A 15,899-nucleotide genomic window follows, 5' to 3' on the forward strand; every position below is an offset into this window, starting at 1 on the left:
GCAGGCGGGATTTTCAGAGCGATTTCAGGCTTCGGTCAGGCTGGCCGGTTCCTGGGTCACCGCCGGATTCTGTTCGACCCAGCGGGTGACTACGGCGCGGGCGGCTTCGGTGTCGCAGGCTTCGATCGCGGCGCGCAGTTCCTTCAGCGCGGTGGCCATTTCGATCTCGGACAGGAAGCCTTCCTGCGCCCTCAGGATTTTCGGGTGCGGCGTGGTCAACATGTCGGGGCTGATCAGCAATTCCTCGATCAGCTTTTCACCCGGCCGCAGGCCGGTGACCTTGATTTCTATGTCGCCGTCGGGGTGGTCGTCGTCTTTTATCGTGAAGCCCGCCCCTTCGATCATCTGGCGCGCCAGTTTGCGGATTGGCACCAGGTCGCCCATGTCGAGCACGAACAGATCGCCGCCGCGAGCAAAGGACCCGGCCAGGAGCACCAGCCGCGCCGCTTCGGAAATGGTCATGAAATACCGCGCGACGTCGTTATGGGTCAGCGTGACCGGTCCGCCGCGGGCGATCTGTTCCTCGAACAGCGGGATGACCGACCCCGAGGATCCCAGAACGTTGCCGAACCGGACCATCGAATAAAGCGTCGTCTGCGACCGGGTCGCCAGATCCTGCACCACCAGTTCGGCCAGGCGCTTTGAGGCACCCATGATATTGGTCGGCCGCACCGCCTTGTCCGACGAGACAAGGATGAAACGCTCGACCTCGGCAAGGCGGGCCGCCTCGGCAACGGTGCGGGTGCCGATCACGTTGTTGCACAGCCCGACAAGTTCGTTCTTTTCCACCATCGGGACGTGTTTGTAGGCCGCCGCGTGAAGGACGATGTTCACCGAATAGTCGCTGAAGACCCGTTGCAGCAGGATCGTGTCGCACACCGATCCCAGTACCGTCGTCAGCTGAACGTTGGGCGCAAGGTCCTGCAATTCCTTCTCGATCGAATAAAGCGCCAGTTCGCTGTGGTCGAGAAGGATCAGGTTCTCCGGCTCGCAGGCCACGAGCTGGCGGCACAGTTCGGATCCGATCGATCCGCCGGCGCCGGTGACAAGGATGCTTTGCGATTTGAAGGTATGGGCAACGGTGGGCAATTCGCTTTCCAACCCGTTGCGGCCCAGAAGGTCACCGATCGACACCGGTGTGCTGCGCTTGGAAATGTCGCGATCAGTGATCAGTTCGGCGAAGGAGGGAAGCGAATGCACTTCGCAACCCATCGCGCGCAGGCGCAGCGCGATACGGGCCTGAACCGATGGCGCCGCGGTTGGCATGGCCAGGATCACCCGGTCGATCGCCTTGCGCGCGATCAGATCCTTCAGCCGGCTTGGCGCGTAAACCGGCGCGCCGCCCAGGGTCAGGCTTTGCAGTCGCGGATTGTCGTCGACGAAAGCGACCAGTTCCAACTGGTCGTCGGTGCGCAAGGCGGCGGCCAGCTGCTGCCCGGTTTGGCCCGATCCATAGATGATGACGCGGGTATGCTTTCGGCCGCGGCGGTAAATCGTCCTGACGATTTCGCGCAGCACCATGCGGGATGACACCACCGCGATCAGGTAAACCATCCCGAAAACTGCCAGAGAAGCACCGGGAAGCGGACCGCCGAGCACGATATTCAGGGCCAGGCCCGCAAGCGACAGGATGCTGGCCAATCCGGCGGTCCGGTGTATCCCGCCGGTTTCGAAAGCGTTCAGTCGAATCCGCGGCAGTCCGAGCGTCTGCGCGATACCCGGGGCCAGCAGGGTCAGAATCGTGGTCAGCGCGATCAGGCCGGTAGGGAGCTGGCCCTGGATCAGATCTGGGTGGCTCAGCAGCAGCGTGATGCCCAGTGACACGGGAACCAGCACCATGTCGATGAACAGAAAGATGAGAGCTTTGTGCCAATCCTTCAGGCTGATGGCTAAGCTAAACAAGGACATTATCAGCCTCCAGGATGGCCGGGGTATTCAAACAGGACGCAACACACTGAAAGCATATGGGACACAAGTGAAAAAGATGCCGGTCAATTGTAGGCGTGACCAGCAAATCCAATTTGACTGTATTTTTCGCATTCAGGTCGCGCAAGGCTGGAATCCGGTACATGCATGTTTTTAGGCGAGTTATTGCCGTATTTGCCTACTTCAGCGGGAGTTTTCGGAACACCGTTTTCAACATGAGCAAAAAATCCAGGCACAGATTCCGATGGCGCTGATAAATCAGGTCCAACGCGGCCTTGCGGGGAATGCAGCGGCGGATATAGGCATGTTCGGTTTCTTCCGGGGTTTGGCATTTGACCAGTATCTTTTCTTCGTGCCGGTGAAACAGCACGGTGGCCAACCCGGTGATGCCGGGGCGCGATTGCAGCACCCGGCCATAGAGTTCGGGGAACATTTCGACATAGCGGCGCAGCGGCGGCCGGGGGCCGACAAAGGAAATATCGCCGCGCAGGATGTTCCACAGCTGCGGAATTTCATCAAGCCGGTACCGGCGCATGAAGGCCCCGGTCGGTGTGATCCGCGCCGACTTGTCGCCGCCCGATACACCGCTATCGTGATCGACCACCGTCATGGTGCGGTATTTCCACAGCATGAAGGGTTCATCGGCGGTTTTCATCCGTTCCGAGATATACAGCACCGGGGGGCCATCCCGGATCAGGATCAGTAGCGTCAGAACGATGATCAGCGGCAACAAGAGAATGGCGAGAAACAGCGCCACACAGAGGTCGAACAGGCGCTTGGACAAGGTCATGCGCGCGCCCTCCATTTCAGCCAGTCCGCGACGATCCGGCCCGGGTCTCCGTCGTCGTGGCGCTGCGCGGTGATGCGGTGCAGGCGCTCGGTATTCAAAACGGCAATCTCGCGCGCGCCCTTCGGGGCCGGCTGCCATTCGAAGGGGATCCCTGCCGCTGTCAGAAGCGCATCCATCGTGACGGGCTGGGATGCCCCGACATTCAGAACCTCGGGCAGCTGTGCCAGCGGGCAGCGCAGAAGCGCCTCAATCGACCCGGCAAGGTCGGATGGGGCGATATAGCTGCGCGCGGGACCCTGCCCCGATGCGAAACGGTGCAAGGTCAGCGGGGTTTTGGCCTTTGCCGCCAGATAGGTGTCGACCGACGCGGCGAGGCTTTCCGCCCCTGCCACAGACCCGATGCGCAGGCAGCAGCTGCGCGGGTCGGATTCGGATCGCACGGCCGTTTCCATCGCTGCCTTGGCGGCACCATAGGGATTGATCGCGCCGGTAGGGTCGTTTTCGCCAAGCGGGGCATCCGATGGCGCATAGACCGCGATCGAGGAGGCATGCAGCACCCGATCGGCACCGGTGGCGCGTGCGATCCGCATCGCCTCAAGGGCGAGGTCGGTGTTGGCGGCCAGCGCGCGGTCATCGCCCGAGGTTACGCCCCAGAGCGACAGGATCGCATCGATCCGGCCCAGCCCGCCAGCCGGATCGCCGGGCGTGAAGCGGATGCAATTGGGGCTTTCGGGCGGGGTTTCGCGGAACTGATAGATCACGCGCAATCCGGCCGGCGGCTCGGCCGTCCAGATGGCACGTAAAAGGCGCCCGACCTTGCCGGACGCCCCCAATACCAGAACTGTTTTCGTGTCTTGGACCGTCACCGGCGATGATACCCTTGCCGCATTTGCCTGAGGATTTAGGTATCACCGCCGCCGCGCCGTGAACAGGCCTGATCAATCGCTCCAGTAGGGCGCGCGCAATTCCCGTTTCAGGATTTTCCCGATCGAGGAACGCGGTAGCGTATCGCGGATTTCCACCTGCGACAGCCGGTGGCTTTTGCCCAGCTGCGCGTTGGCATCGGCCAGGATCGCCTCGGTGGTTTTTTCCGATCCCGGTTTGCGCACCACCAGGCCCAGCGGCGTTTCCCCCCACTGCTCGGACGGAATGCCGATAACCGCGGCATCGGTGACAGCGGGATCGCGCAGCAGGATCAGTTCCAGGTCATTGGCATAGATGTTCAGCCCGCCGGAAATGATCATGTCCTTTTTTCGGTCCGACAGGATCAGGAAACCGTCTTCGTCGAAATGGCCCATGTCGCCGGAGCGGAAATACATATCCCCGTTTCCATCACGCCAGATGTAATCGGCGGTCAGGTCATCGCGCCCGAAATATCCGGCCATCATCGCCGGGCTGCGGCCGCAGATTTCGCCGATCTCTCCTGTCGGAACCTCCTTGCCGCCGGGGCCGATCAGCTTGATCTCGGTGCCCGGACCCGGTTGTCCCACGCTGTGCAGCTTGTCCGTCATTTCGTCGGCGACAAGAATGGTCACCCCACCGCCCTCGGTCAGGCCGTAGTATTCGATCAGCTTGCCGGGAAAACGCGCCAGAACGTCCGCCTTCACATCCGCGCGCAGCGGCGCTGAGGTGGAAAACTTCACCCGCATCGAGGACAGGTCGAAGCTGTCGAAATCCGGCACGTCCATGATGCGTTTGTATTGCACCGGTACCAGCATCGTGTGAGTGATCTTTTCCTTTTCGACGATTTCGAGATACCGGCGCGCATCGAATTTCGGCATCAGGTGGACGGTGGACCCGCCATAGAGCGTCGGCAGGAAGGAAACGATGGTGGTGTTGGAATAAAGCGGCGTCGACAGCAGCGTGCGCGCATCGTCGCAATAGCCGCTGGGTTCGGCGCGTTCCATCTGCACCGCGCGCATCCAGTGGTCATGCAGGATGCCCTTGGGCGTGCCGGTGGTGCCGGACGAATAGATGATGTTGAGCGGATCGTCCCAGTCGACCGGGACCATCGGATCGGTTTCGGTCTGATCGGCCAGCAGGGTTTCGTAATTGTCGAAACCCGGGGCGTCGAAATCCAGCGCCACGCAATGCGCCGCGATTCCACCGAGGAAAGGCGCGGCGAGGTCGCGGTAGTGATCGGCGAGGAAAAACACCTTGGACCCGCTGTCCTTCACCATCTTTTCCAGCGCCTCGGACGAGGCCATGGTCGACAGCGGCACGATGCAGGCCCCGGCCTTGAGCGTGCCGATGAAGATCTCGGCATAGGCGGCGGAATTCGGCGACAGCACCGCAACGCGGTCGCCCTTGCCGACGCCGAGCGCGATCAGCGCATTGGCGACGCGGCTGCTGCGGGCGTCGAATTCGGCCCAGCTCAGCCGGGTATTACCGCAGACGATCGCCTCTTTTCCGGGGGCTTCCTTGGCCCGTTCCCGGATGGCGTCGGTAACGGTTTTTTGTGGGTCTTCTGCTGGCTTGGCCGGTGTGACAAGGCCCATGCGCGTCCTCCTTCGCGTTGGTCGCGCGCAGTATCGATTGTCCGAAATGCGAAATCAAGTTCCGCTTTGCGGTTTAATCCGCAATCTGGTGTAGTTCGGAGATTCCGTCACGTTCCCGTACTTCGATATACTGTGCGCGATCGCCCAGAGCGTCGAACAGTTCCGGCCCGGTGCCGGTCATCCAGGCTTGCGCGCCGAACCCCACGATTTCATCGTAAAGCGCCGCCAGCCGCCCGGCATCGAGATGCGCCGAGACCTCGTCAAGCAGCAGGATCGGCGGCATGCCGATCCGGTCCGACAGGGCGCGTGCATTGGCCAGGATCAGCGACACCAGCAGCGCTTTCTGTTCGCCGGTCGAACAATCCTTCGCCGGTACCCCCTTGGTTTCGAAGACACCGTAAAGGTCGGTGCGGTGCGGCCCGACGAGGCTGCGCCCGGCGGCGAGATCGCGGAACCGGCTTTCGGCCAACGCGCTGCGCAGGTCCTCTTCGGTTTGCGGCAAATCGCCTTCGCTCTGCACCAGTTCCAGCGTCGCGGTCGGAAAGGCGGTTTCGGCCCGCGCCTGCGCCTCGGTCAGGAAGTCGAGCGTGGCGACGCGATGGGCGTGAATCGCCGCGCCGCTTTGCGCCATCTGCGATTCCAGCGCGCCATACCAATGCGCATCGCGGACCTGATCCTTCAGCAGCCGGTTGCGTTCGCGCATCGCCTTTTCATAGGTCAGCGTCGCGTCGGCATGGGCGGGAAAGAATGACAGCGCCATCCGGTCCAGAAATCTGCGCCGCCCGTCGGCGCCCTCGATCCACAGCCGGTCCATCGAGGGGATCAGCCACAACACCCGCGACAGCCGGGCCAATTCAAGTTGCGCGGCCGATTTGCCGTCGATCTTCAATTGCCGCGCGGCCCCCTTGTCGGACCAGATTTCGATCTCGTGCAGGCGCGATCCGGTCTGCAGCACTCCGGTGATTTTCCAGCCCAGCGTTTCGGGCCGGCGCATCATTTCTTCGGCCGAGGCGCGGCGCAGCCCGCGGCCGGGGGAAAACAGCGATACCGCTTCGAGGATGTTGGTCTTGCCCGATCCGTTGGCGCCGTAAATGGCGACCGGCCGCCCGTCGCAAGTGATCCGGCCCGTTTTATGGGACCGGAAATGCGACAGGGTCAGTTCTTTGAGCGCAAGATCAGCCATTAGGTGCCCGCGTTTTCCGGCACAGAAAACGCGGTGGAATTCGTGTCAAATTCCGCCGCGCCTCAGACGCGCATGGGCATGACCACGTAAACCGCCGAGGTGTCATTGCCTTCGCGCATCAGGGTCGGGTCGCCGGCGGAATTGAACAGAAAGACGGCGTTTTCGCGGTCCACCTGGCTGGCGATTTCCAGCAGGTACTTGGCGTTGAACCCGATTTCCAGCCGTTCGTCGTTATAGGCCACGGCCAGTTCTTCCTCGGCCGCACCGCTGTCGGGGGCGTTCACGGACAGAACAAGCCTGTCTTCGTCCAGCGACATCTTCACCGCGCGCGACCGTTCCGACGAAACGGTTGCAACCCTGTCGACCGCGGCGGCGAATTCGGCGGCGTCGACTTCCATCTTGCGGGTGTTGCCGACCGGGATGACCCGGCTGTAATCGGGGAAGGTGCCGTCGATCACCTTGGAGGTGAGCGTGATGTTCGGGGTGGCGAAGCGGATCTTGGTCTCAGAGACCGAGACGGCGATTTCCATCTCGTCATCGTCCAAGAGCTTGCGCAGCTCGCCCACGGTCTTGCGGGGCACGATCACGCCGGGCAGTTCCTCGGCGCCCATCGGCAGGTCGGCATCGATCCGGGCCAGCCGGTGACCGTCGGTCGCCACCGCGCGCAGCACCTTGCCACCATCGGCATCGGCCACATGCAGGTAGACGCCGTTCAGGTAATAACGGGTTTCCTCGGTCGAGATGGCGAATTTGGACTTGTCGAAAAGCCGCCGCAGCACCGGCGCCGGGGCGCTGAAATTCGACTGGTATTCCGAGGTCGCCATGACCGGGAAATCTTCTTTCGGCAGGGTGGCCAGATTGAAGTTCGACCGGCCCGCTTCGACGGTCAGCCGGCCGGCGACGCCGTCATCGGTCAGGGTGACCAGCGCGCCATCGGGCAGTTTGCGGACAATCTCGTGCAGGGTAACGGCGGACACCGTGGTGGCGCCGGCCTTTTCGACCTGGGCGGGAACCTTGTCGACCACCTCGATATCCAGGTCGGTGGCGCGGTACGACACGCTGTCGCCTTCGGCTTCGATCAGGACATTGGCGAGGATCGGGATCGTGTTGCGCCGTTCGACGACCGACTGCGCTTGCGACACGGCTTTCAGAAGCGTCCCGCGTTCGATGCTGAATTTCATTCCCTCGCTCCTATCCCTGTTCCGGCGCATGCCCGGGGGTTTGCAACCTAGCGAAATCCCCAATCGGCTCAAGCCTTTTATTGGTTTGTCTGTCGGAAAGGGAAGGTCGTCAAGGGGAAGGGCGCCGCTCCGATGAAGGAGCGACGCCAAACTGTGCGTTTCCGGTTACGCTTCGAGCGCGCGGCGCAGCATTTCCAGATCTTCGGCGATCTGTCCGTCCTGCTGGCGCAGTTCCTCGATCCGTTTCACCCCGTGCATGACGGTGGTGTGGTCGCGGCCGCCAAAACGGCGCCCGATTTCGGGCAAGGACCGGCTGGTCAGTTGCTTGCACAGATACATCGCGACCTGGCGCGGACGGGCATAGGTGCGCACCCGCTTCGGGCCGATCATGTCGGACAGTCGGATGTTGTAATGCTCGGACACCTTGCGCTGAATTTCCTCGACCGTGATCTTGCGTTCGGAGGCGCGCAGCACGTCGGCGAGGCAATCCTGGGTCAGTTCCATGGTGATCGGACGGCCGACCAGCGAGGCGAAGGCGAACAGGCGGGTCAGCGCGCCTTCGAGAACGCGGACGTTGGTGCTGATCCGGTGGGCGAGGAATTCCAGAACGCCGGGCGCCAATTCCAGTTCGGGATATTGCTGGCGGTGCTGTTCCACCTTCGACTGCAGGATGCCAAGGCGCAGTTCGTAATCGGTCGGGTGCAGGTCGACGACCAGCCCGCATTGCAGGCGCGACTTGATCCGGTCTTCCAGATCCTTGATTTCACCGGGCGCACGGTCGGCGGAAATGATGATCTGCTTGTTCTGATCCACCAGCGCGTTGAAGGTGTGGAAGAATTCTTCCTGGGTGCTGTCCTTGCCGGCGATAAATTGAACATCGTCCACCATCAGCACGTCGACCGAGCGAAACAGTTGCTTGAAATCCATCATCTTGCGATCGCGCAGCGCCTGCACAAAGCGGTACATGAATTGTTCCGCCGACAGGTAGACGACGTTCAGGTCGGGCCGCTGGGTCTGCAATTCCCAGGCGATGGCGTGCATCAGGTGGGTTTTACCAAGACCGACGCCGCCATAGAGGAACAGCGGGTTGAAGGTGACCGGTCCGCCTTCGGCAACGCGGCGCGCGGCGGCATGGGCCAGTTCGTTCGGTTTGCCGACGACGAAGGAATCGAAGGTGAAGCGCGCATCCAGCGGCGCGCCGGGAACGGTGTCTTCGCGCGCAGCCTGCGGGGCGGCGGCTGCGGCGGCGGGTTCGTCTTGTTTCAGTACTTCCTTCGGCGTCTCTTTCTTGGCAACCGGTGCAGGCCGTTGGGTCAGGTTGGCAGCAACGCGGAAGTTGATCCGGCGCACGCTTGCGCCGACCTCGGTCAGCTGATGCAGGATCAGGTCACCGAAATTTTGCGATACGTAATTCCCCAAAAAGGAGGTCGGAACCTCGAAGATGGCAACGCCATCATTGATCTCAAGAAACTCCAGCGGCTCTATCCACGTAGTGTAATTATTCTTGCCAACCGTGGTGAGAAGGTTTTGCTGCAGTTTGCCCCATTGTTCTTGCGTCATGTTCCCCATTCCAGCCTGTCATCGACTATTCATCAGCTCTTTTTGCGGCATCCTGCACATTTGCCGCATGACTTGTGACCTGTATTACCGGCACAAAACGACCCTCACCGTTGCAAGCACATGCAACAGTTATGCCGTCCCGTACCGGACCGAACCAGCGCCGGAACAGCAACGCGTCGACGTGACCCCAACGCAACAGCAAGGGGTATCGAAGGTTGCGCCACCGAGCGCGTAAAAAACTTGTTGGACTGGCGTGGGAAAATACCCACCGAGCCCGTACAGAATGCATCCACCGCATGGAATGCGTCCGTACAGGAACTTCGAACCTGCCGTCCCGTTGCGTCGCGTGAACGGTTCGGCGCGCCTGTCCCCCCAAGGCGATGTGAATCGCTGGACTGAAGCTAGCAAGACGGCTGTAGAGGGGGCAACTGATCTTCGGGGCTTGACTCGGAGAATCCGAAAAAGAATCTCTTCGGTCGAATTTTTCTGCAACACATGCGTCAGGATTGCAGAACCAAAATGCAAAAAGGCGCCACCATTGTGACGCCTTTTAATAAGCTCTGTCTGAACTCCGGGGTGCCGGAATTAGCCCAGTGCTTTGACGCGGGCCGACAGGCGCGACATCTTGCGCGATGCGGTGTTCTTGTGGAACACGCCCTTGGTGACGCCACGCATCAGTTCGGGCTGAGCGGCGCGCAGTGCTGCTGCGGCGGCTTCCTTGTCGCCTGAAGCGATGGCTTCTTCGACTTTCCGCAGATAGGTGCGGATGCGCGAACGACGGGCTTTGTTAACTGCGAAGCGCGCTTCGTTCTGACGGGCGCGTTTTTTTGCCTGGGGCGAATTTGCCATTTCGAATCTTCCCTTGGGTTCGGGGTTGCATGTGTTTAACGCGCTTCCCCACCGGACAGTGCATTCTGTCGGGAACGATTCGTGCCTAGGCGGGCTTCACGCGCATGTATCGCGCCCTTCTAGCCAAGATTTGCGGAATTGCAACTGAAAACGGGCGGAAAACCCCGCCCGTTTCCAACCATACCGGCTGTGATCCTCTTACTTGTCGCGGAATTGCGGTGTGCGCTTGTCGATGAAGGCGGCCATGCCTTCCTTCTGGTCCTCGGTCGCGAACAGCGAATGGAACATCCGGCGTTCCATCAGCAAGCCCTCGGACAGCGGCACTTCGAAGCTCTTGTCGACCGCTTCCTTGATCAGCATGACCGAGATCATCGATTTCTCGGCAATCTTGGCGGCGGCGGCCATCGCTTCTTCCATCAGCTTCTTGGCGGGAACCACACGGCTGACGAGGCCCGAACGTTCGGCTTCCTCGGCATCCATGAAGCGGCCCGTCAGGTTCATGTCCATCGCCTTGGCCTTGCCGATCGCCTGGGGCAGCCGCTGGGTGCCGCCGATGCCGGCCATCACGCCCAGGTTGACTTCGGGCTGGCCGAACTTGGCGTTGTCGCCCGCGATGATGAAATCGCACATCATCGCCAATTCGCAACCGCCGCCCAGGGCATAGCCGGACACGGCGGCGATGATCGGTTTGCGCACGCTCTTGATTTCAGCGATTTCGGCGCCGAACAGGTCTTCGGTCAGGACCTCGGTATAGCTCTTCTCGCTCATCATCTTGATGTCGGCCCCGGCGGCGAATGCCTTTTCCGAGCCGGTCAGCACGATGCAGCGCACCTTGTCGTTTTCCTGTGCCGACTTCATCGCGTCGGCCAGTTCGGTCAGCAACTGATCGTTCAGCGCATTCATCGCGTCGGGGCGGTTCAGTTTCACCAGCGCGATGTGGTCTTCTATTTCGACGATGATCGTCTCATAGGCCATGAATTTTGCTTTCCCTTGTTGCAGTCAGTCCCGATTGATGGCCAATCCGGGCGCCCGGATCAAGCTATCTTTGACAGCTTGGGCAGTAAAAACTCGACCGGCCCGACTGCACGATGCGGCGGATCTGCGCGCTGCAGCCGTCGCCGTGGCAGGTTTGTCCTTCGCGGTCGTAGACATCGAATCGGTGTTGAAAATAACCCAACTCGCCGCCTGCGCTGCGGAAATCCTTCAGGCTGGATCCGCCCGCCGCGATGGCATCGGTCAGCACGTCGCGGATGATCGGCACCAGCGTGGCCACCCGTGCAGCGGCAATCTGCCCCGCCTTGCGCTTGGGGTGGATGCGCGCCCGGTAAAGCGTTTCGCAGACATAGATATTGCCCAGACCGGCGATGATTCCCTGATCCAGCAGCGCCGATTTGATCGGCGTGTTCTTCCCCCTGAGCGCCGCCACCAGGTAGGATTCGGAGAATGCATTGCCCAACGGTTCGGGCCCGAGAATCGACAGCAGCTTGTGATCCTCCGACGTGGCGGTCTCCAGCAGGTCCATCGCCCCGAAGCGGCGCGGATCGTTGAAGGTGATGCGCGCACCGTTATCCATGTCGAAGACCACATGGTCATGTTTTTCCGGCGCGGGATGGTCATGCACGAACTGCCCCAACGGATCGCCCGACACCAGCATCCGGCCGCTCATCCCGAGATGGATCAGCAGCGTTTCCCCCGAATCGAGATCGGCCAGGATGTATTTCGACCGCCGCCTGAGCGACAGCACCCGGCGGCCCCTCAGCCGCTCAGCCATCCCTTCGGGGAATGGCCAGCGCAGATCGGGGCGGTTCACCTGCGCGCTTTCGATCACGGCGCCTTCCATCGACGGGGCAAGGCCGCGGCGGACTGTTTCGACCTCGGGGAGTTCAGGCATTCGCGTTTCGCTTATCGTTACCAGTGTTTCGGAAGTTGATCGTACATATAATCATGATCGTAGAACTCGGCAGCCCTTTCGAGGATATGTTTTGTTCCCGTCATGTGCGCATTCAGATCGAGGGATCGTTTACCCATGAAAGCAAGGCGGTACGTTCTTGGGGACATGCCGTCAACAAGGTCGACGCCTTTGCGTTTGCTGATCTCGGCTAACGGGTAGGGTCCCTTGCGGTTCCTGGGCCTGATGCCGCCGGAGGATTGAATTTGACCATCTCTCAGAACGATCCGGAAGCTTGCGAAATGCGCGACGATTGCCGCCCCGGAGAAAAGCATGACGGAACCGATGGATATGACGAGACTTCGTTCCCGGAGACCCGGCGCGCTGTCCCACAGGAACAAACCTTTTCCCAGTAGGGCGAACCCAATCACTGCGGGGATCAGAAAAAACAGCGCGTGCCCGATTGGGTAGCGGGACACGATGCTATCGTCAGGTTCGATCGGGTCAGTGTCCGCGCCGATCCATCCCAGACCTGTTGTCCATAGAATGGTCCCAACACCGATCAAAACAATTCCAAGCGCCGCGATGAAGCCGTCATAGGATCGGGCTATTAGTAAGCCGCTGGCGAAAAGCGTAACTCCAATCCCGAAACGCTTTGCGAACCTGTCTTTGAACAATGCTGCAATCATTTTCCCTGCTTCAATATGCTCGGATTGTCATCCGGCCCCCGACATCTATAAAGAGGCGAAGTCAAAGCTAGGCGATCATCATGACCGATAAAACCACCCATTTCGGATTTGAAACCGTGCCCGAGTCGGAAAAGGCCGGGCGCGTGCAGGGGGTGTTCGGGTCGGTCGCGTCGAAATACGACGTGATGAACGACGCGATGAGCATGGGCATCCACCGCATCTGGAAAGACGCGATGATGGATTGGCTGGCGCCGCGTCCGAATACGAAACTGCTGGATGTGGCCGGAGGCACCGGCGACATTTCCTTCCGTTACCTCAAACGCGCCGGCAAGGCGCACGCCACGGTGCTGGACCTGACCGAACCGATGCTGGTCGAGGGCCGCAAGCGGGCCGAGGCGGCGGCGATGGCCGACAGCCTCGATTGGGTGGTGGGCGACGCGATGAACCTGCCTTTCGCGGACAACACCTTCGACGTTTACACGATCAGCTTCGGCATCCGGAACGTGACCCGGCCGCAAGAAGCGCTGAACGAAGCCTACCGCGTGCTGAAACCCGGCGGCCGCCTGATGGTGCTGGAATTCAGCCAGATCCCGAACCACCTGATGCAGAAGGTCTATGACCTTTATTCCTTCAACATAATTCCGCGTATGGGGCAACTGATCGCCAATGATCGCGATTCCTACCAGTACCTGGTCGAATCGATCCGCAAGTTTCCCGATCAGGAAACCTTCCTTTCCATGGTGAAACAGGCCGGGTTCGAGAATGCCAAGTACCGCAACCTGACCATGGGTATCGCCTGCTTGCATTCGGGATGGAAAATCTGACATGCGCGGACCTCACAACATCTGGCGGCTGATCCGCACCGGCGCCACGTTCGAACGTTCGGGCGCGATGCGCGAAGTGCTGGACGGGATGGAGGCGCCGCGCTCCATCCGCATCGCGGTGCGGGTCCTGGCCTGGCCGTTCCGGTTCCTGGGCTACAAGGGCGATCCTTCGATGCCGCCCGCCACCCGGGCGCTGACCGCGCTTGGCCCCGCCTATATCAAGTTCGGCCAGATCCTTTCGACCCGGCCCGACGTGGTGGGCGAGGAAATGGCCCGGCACCTGCGCGTGTTGCAGGACAAGCTGCCGCCGTTTTCCGTCGAGGCGGCGAAGAAGGCTGTCGAGGCCGAACTGGGCCTGCCGGTGGACGAGCTGTTTTCGGAATTCAGCGAACCGGTCGCGGCGGCCTCGATCGCGCAGGTGCACCGGGCGCGACTGCGCGATACCGGCGAACTGGTGGCGGTCAAGGTTTTGCGGCCGGGGATCGAGAAGGCGTTCCGCCGTGATGTCGACGCCTTCTATTTCGCCGCCGACGTGATCGAGCTGCTGTCCCCCGCCTCGCGCCGGTTGCGGCCGCGCGACGTGATCGAACATTTCGAAGGCGTGGTGAAGGGCGAATTGGACCTGCGGCTGGAAAGCTCTTCGGCCTCGGAATTCGCGGCCAACACCGCGAACGACCAAGGGTTCCAGCTGCCCGAGGTCAAGTGGCACCTGTCGGGCCGCCGGGTGATGACCATGGGCTGGGCCGATGGCGAACCGCTGGGTGACAACGACGCGCTGGATGCGGCGGGCCATGACCGGCGGGTGCTGGGCGAACGGGTGCTGCAATTGTTCCTGAGCCACGCGTTGCGCGACGGGTTCTTCCATGCCGACATGCATCAGGGCAACCTGAAGGTCGCCGCCAACGGCGATATCATCGCCTATGATTTCGGCATCATGGGCTATATCGACGAATATACCCGCCGGGTATACGCCGAGATCCTGTTCGGGTTCATCCGGCGCGACTACAAGCGCGTTGCCGAGGTGCATTTCGAGGCCGGTTATGTGCCCGCGACGATGGATGTCGATGAATTCGCCCGCGCCCTGCGCGCGGTGGGCGAACCGATCTTCGGCATGGATGCCAGCCATATCTCGATGGGGCGTCTGCTGAATTACCTGTTCGAGGTGACCGAACGCTTCGGCATGGAAACCCGGACCGAACTGATCCTGCTGCAACGCACCATGGTGGTGGTCGAGGGCGTGGCGCGGTCGCTGCACCCGCAGATCAACATCTGGGAAGTCGCCAAGCCGGTGGTCGAGGATTACATCAAGCAAAGCATCGGGCCAAAGGCCGTGCTGGGCGATCTGGCGAAAACCGCCGCCGTTCTGGGCCGGTTCGGGCCGCGCCTGCCCGGTCTGGTCGAGGCGATCCTGATCCGCCAGGCCGCGGAGCCGGCGGAAGTGACTGGAAACGGTTGGGTCGGGCGGATCGCCTTGCTGCTGGCCGGGGCCGGGCTGGGCGTCGCCGGGGCCGTTCTGGCGGTGATGCTGGGGTAGGCGCCGCTTCGTTCAGAGGAAATCCAGGCCCGGAACGAGGCCGTCAGGCCGCCGGGCCTAAACCGTCAGCGCCGCGATCTCCAGCGCCCCGGCCGCTTCGTATTCGGCGCATCCCTGCGCCGCTTTCCACGCGCAATAGGCCGTCATGCGCCAATGATGCCACAGGGCGAGGGCTGCAATACGCCCCCGTATGTTCGCATCGCCATAGGCATCCAGGAAGGCGGCTGTCTCCGCTTCCGAAAGCGGTTTGCCGCGATAGATTCGCTGCATCGCGGGGGACAGGAAGATCGCCATATCCTCCACCGGGTCGCCGATCGCCGGGCACTGCCAATCGATCAGGGTGACCCGTGATCCATCGACGATCACATTGCCCGGCACCGGATCGCCGTGCAGCAGGGCCAGCCTGCGTGTGGGCGGAACCGATCCTTCGGGCCGCAATGCAAGCAGGCGTTTCTGGTCCAAACCGGGTAAACAGGCGATGATCCGTTCGGTTTGCGCGGTCAGGTGTTCCGACCCGCCTTCCAACCGCCGCAGCCCGTCCGGAACTTCCTGCCGGTGCAGCAGCGCCAGAGCCCGCGCAGCGGCCGCAGGTTCGGCGTGCCAGGGCGCCCCTTTGGCATGGTCATAGATCAGGCAGGGCCCGTGTGGTGTTTCCACCTCGTCGATCAACCGCGGCGCCAGGCCGACGGGGCCCAGCAGGCGCAGCATCCGCGCCTCGTCCCGGGCGGAATTGGGGAAAAGCGGATTGTCGTCCTGCCGGGCAAACAGCTTCACCACCCAGACCGCGCCATCGACGCGAACCCGCCAGGACCGGTTGGTCTGCCCGCCCGGCAGGGCAACCCAGGTTTCGGGCGCGGGTAGCCGGTGCCGTTGCGCCAGCAGCGCGACCAGGTCCTGCGGCGGGGGGTGCATAGCGTCTCCGTTCCGTCTGCGGCGAAAATCCGGCGGACGCTATGCGCTTTGGCCCGATTGGGCAA

At 61.8% G+C, this 15,899-nt stretch carries 14 protein-coding genes; 2 read left to right on the forward strand and 12 right to left on the reverse strand.

The features are described from left to right. Positions 1–24: 24 nt before the first annotated feature. The 11 genes from IT775_RS05225 to IT775_RS05275 form a co-directional block, all read right to left on the reverse strand. Positions 25–1,908 (reverse strand): polysaccharide biosynthesis protein, encoded by a 1,884-nt coding sequence (locus tag IT775_RS05225; RefSeq protein ID WP_212700031.1) that lies wholly within the window; start codon positions 1,906–1,908, stop codon positions 25–27. Between the two features lie 196 nt (positions 1,909–2,104). After that, the gene (locus tag IT775_RS05230) at positions 2,105–2,716 is read right to left on the reverse strand and encodes a sugar transferase (protein ID WP_212700032.1); all 612 of its coding nucleotides are present in this window, start codon (positions 2,714–2,716) and stop codon (positions 2,105–2,107) included. Then, a complete protein-coding gene (locus IT775_RS05235) occupies positions 2,713–3,582 on the reverse strand; it encodes an NAD-dependent epimerase/dehydratase family protein (protein ID WP_343231108.1) in 870 nt (289 codons plus the stop codon). Before IT775_RS05235 ends, IT775_RS05230 begins: the two co-directional genes overlap by 4 nt. Before the next feature lie 72 nt (positions 3,583–3,654). Beyond that, on the reverse strand, positions 3,655–5,214 hold the full coding sequence (locus tag IT775_RS05240; protein ID WP_212700034.1) for a class I adenylate-forming enzyme family protein: 1,560 nt from the start codon (positions 5,212–5,214) through the stop codon (positions 3,655–3,657). A 73-nt stretch (positions 5,215–5,287) separates the two neighbouring features. After that, positions 5,288–6,397, reverse strand: coding sequence for a DNA replication/repair protein RecF (recF, locus tag IT775_RS05245; RefSeq protein ID WP_212700035.1), 1,110 nt, complete (start codon positions 6,395–6,397; stop codon positions 5,288–5,290). 62 nt (positions 6,398–6,459) lie between these two features. After that, positions 6,460–7,578 (reverse strand): DNA polymerase III subunit beta, encoded by a 1,119-nt coding sequence (gene dnaN, locus IT775_RS05250; protein ID WP_212700036.1) that lies wholly within the window; start codon positions 7,576–7,578, stop codon positions 6,460–6,462. A 165-nt stretch (positions 7,579–7,743) separates the two neighbouring features. Further along, positions 7,744–9,138 (reverse strand): chromosomal replication initiator protein DnaA, encoded by a 1,395-nt coding sequence (dnaA, locus tag IT775_RS05255; RefSeq protein WP_212700037.1) that lies wholly within the window; start codon positions 9,136–9,138, stop codon positions 7,744–7,746. 585 nt (positions 9,139–9,723) lie between these two features. Next, entirely contained in the window at positions 9,724–9,987 is a 264-nt protein-coding gene (gene rpsT / locus IT775_RS05260; protein ID WP_212700038.1) for a 30S ribosomal protein S20, read from the reverse strand. A gap of 198 nt (positions 9,988–10,185) precedes the next feature. Next, entirely contained in the window at positions 10,186–10,962 is a 777-nt protein-coding gene (locus IT775_RS05265; RefSeq protein ID WP_212700039.1) for an enoyl-CoA hydratase, read from the reverse strand. 64 nt (positions 10,963–11,026) lie between these two features. After that, positions 11,027–11,878, reverse strand: a complete 852-nt coding sequence (gene mutM / locus IT775_RS05270) for a bifunctional DNA-formamidopyrimidine glycosylase/DNA-(apurinic or apyrimidinic site) lyase (RefSeq protein WP_212700040.1) — start codon at positions 11,876–11,878, stop codon at positions 11,027–11,029. Positions 11,879–11,895: 17 nt separating this feature from the next. After that, a complete protein-coding gene (locus tag IT775_RS05275) occupies positions 11,896–12,564 on the reverse strand; it encodes a hypothetical protein (protein ID WP_212700041.1) in 669 nt (222 codons plus the stop codon). An 80-nt stretch (positions 12,565–12,644) separates the two neighbouring features. On the opposite strand from IT775_RS05275, the gene ubiE reads away from it, so the two are divergent. After that, a complete protein-coding gene (gene ubiE / locus IT775_RS05280) occupies positions 12,645–13,388 on the forward strand; it encodes a bifunctional demethylmenaquinone methyltransferase/2-methoxy-6-polyprenyl-1,4-benzoquinol methylase UbiE (protein ID WP_212700042.1) in 744 nt (247 codons plus the stop codon). Between the two features lies 1 nt (position 13,389). Next, positions 13,390–14,922 (forward strand): 2-polyprenylphenol 6-hydroxylase, encoded by a 1,533-nt coding sequence (ubiB, locus tag IT775_RS05285; RefSeq protein WP_212700043.1) that lies wholly within the window; start codon positions 13,390–13,392, stop codon positions 14,920–14,922. A 57-nt stretch (positions 14,923–14,979) separates the two neighbouring features. Here ubiB and IT775_RS05290 read toward each other — a convergent pair whose 3' ends face one another. Continuing rightward, positions 14,980–15,834 (reverse strand): phosphotransferase family protein, encoded by an 855-nt coding sequence (locus IT775_RS05290; protein ID WP_212700044.1) that lies wholly within the window; start codon positions 15,832–15,834, stop codon positions 14,980–14,982. Positions 15,835–15,899: the final 65 nt, after the last annotated feature.

Origin of the sequence: Thalassovita aquimarina (assembly GCF_018219815.1) — a bacterium.
Classification (GTDB): Bacteria; Pseudomonadota; Alphaproteobacteria; order Rhodobacterales; family Rhodobacteraceae; genus Thalassobius; species Thalassobius aquimarinus.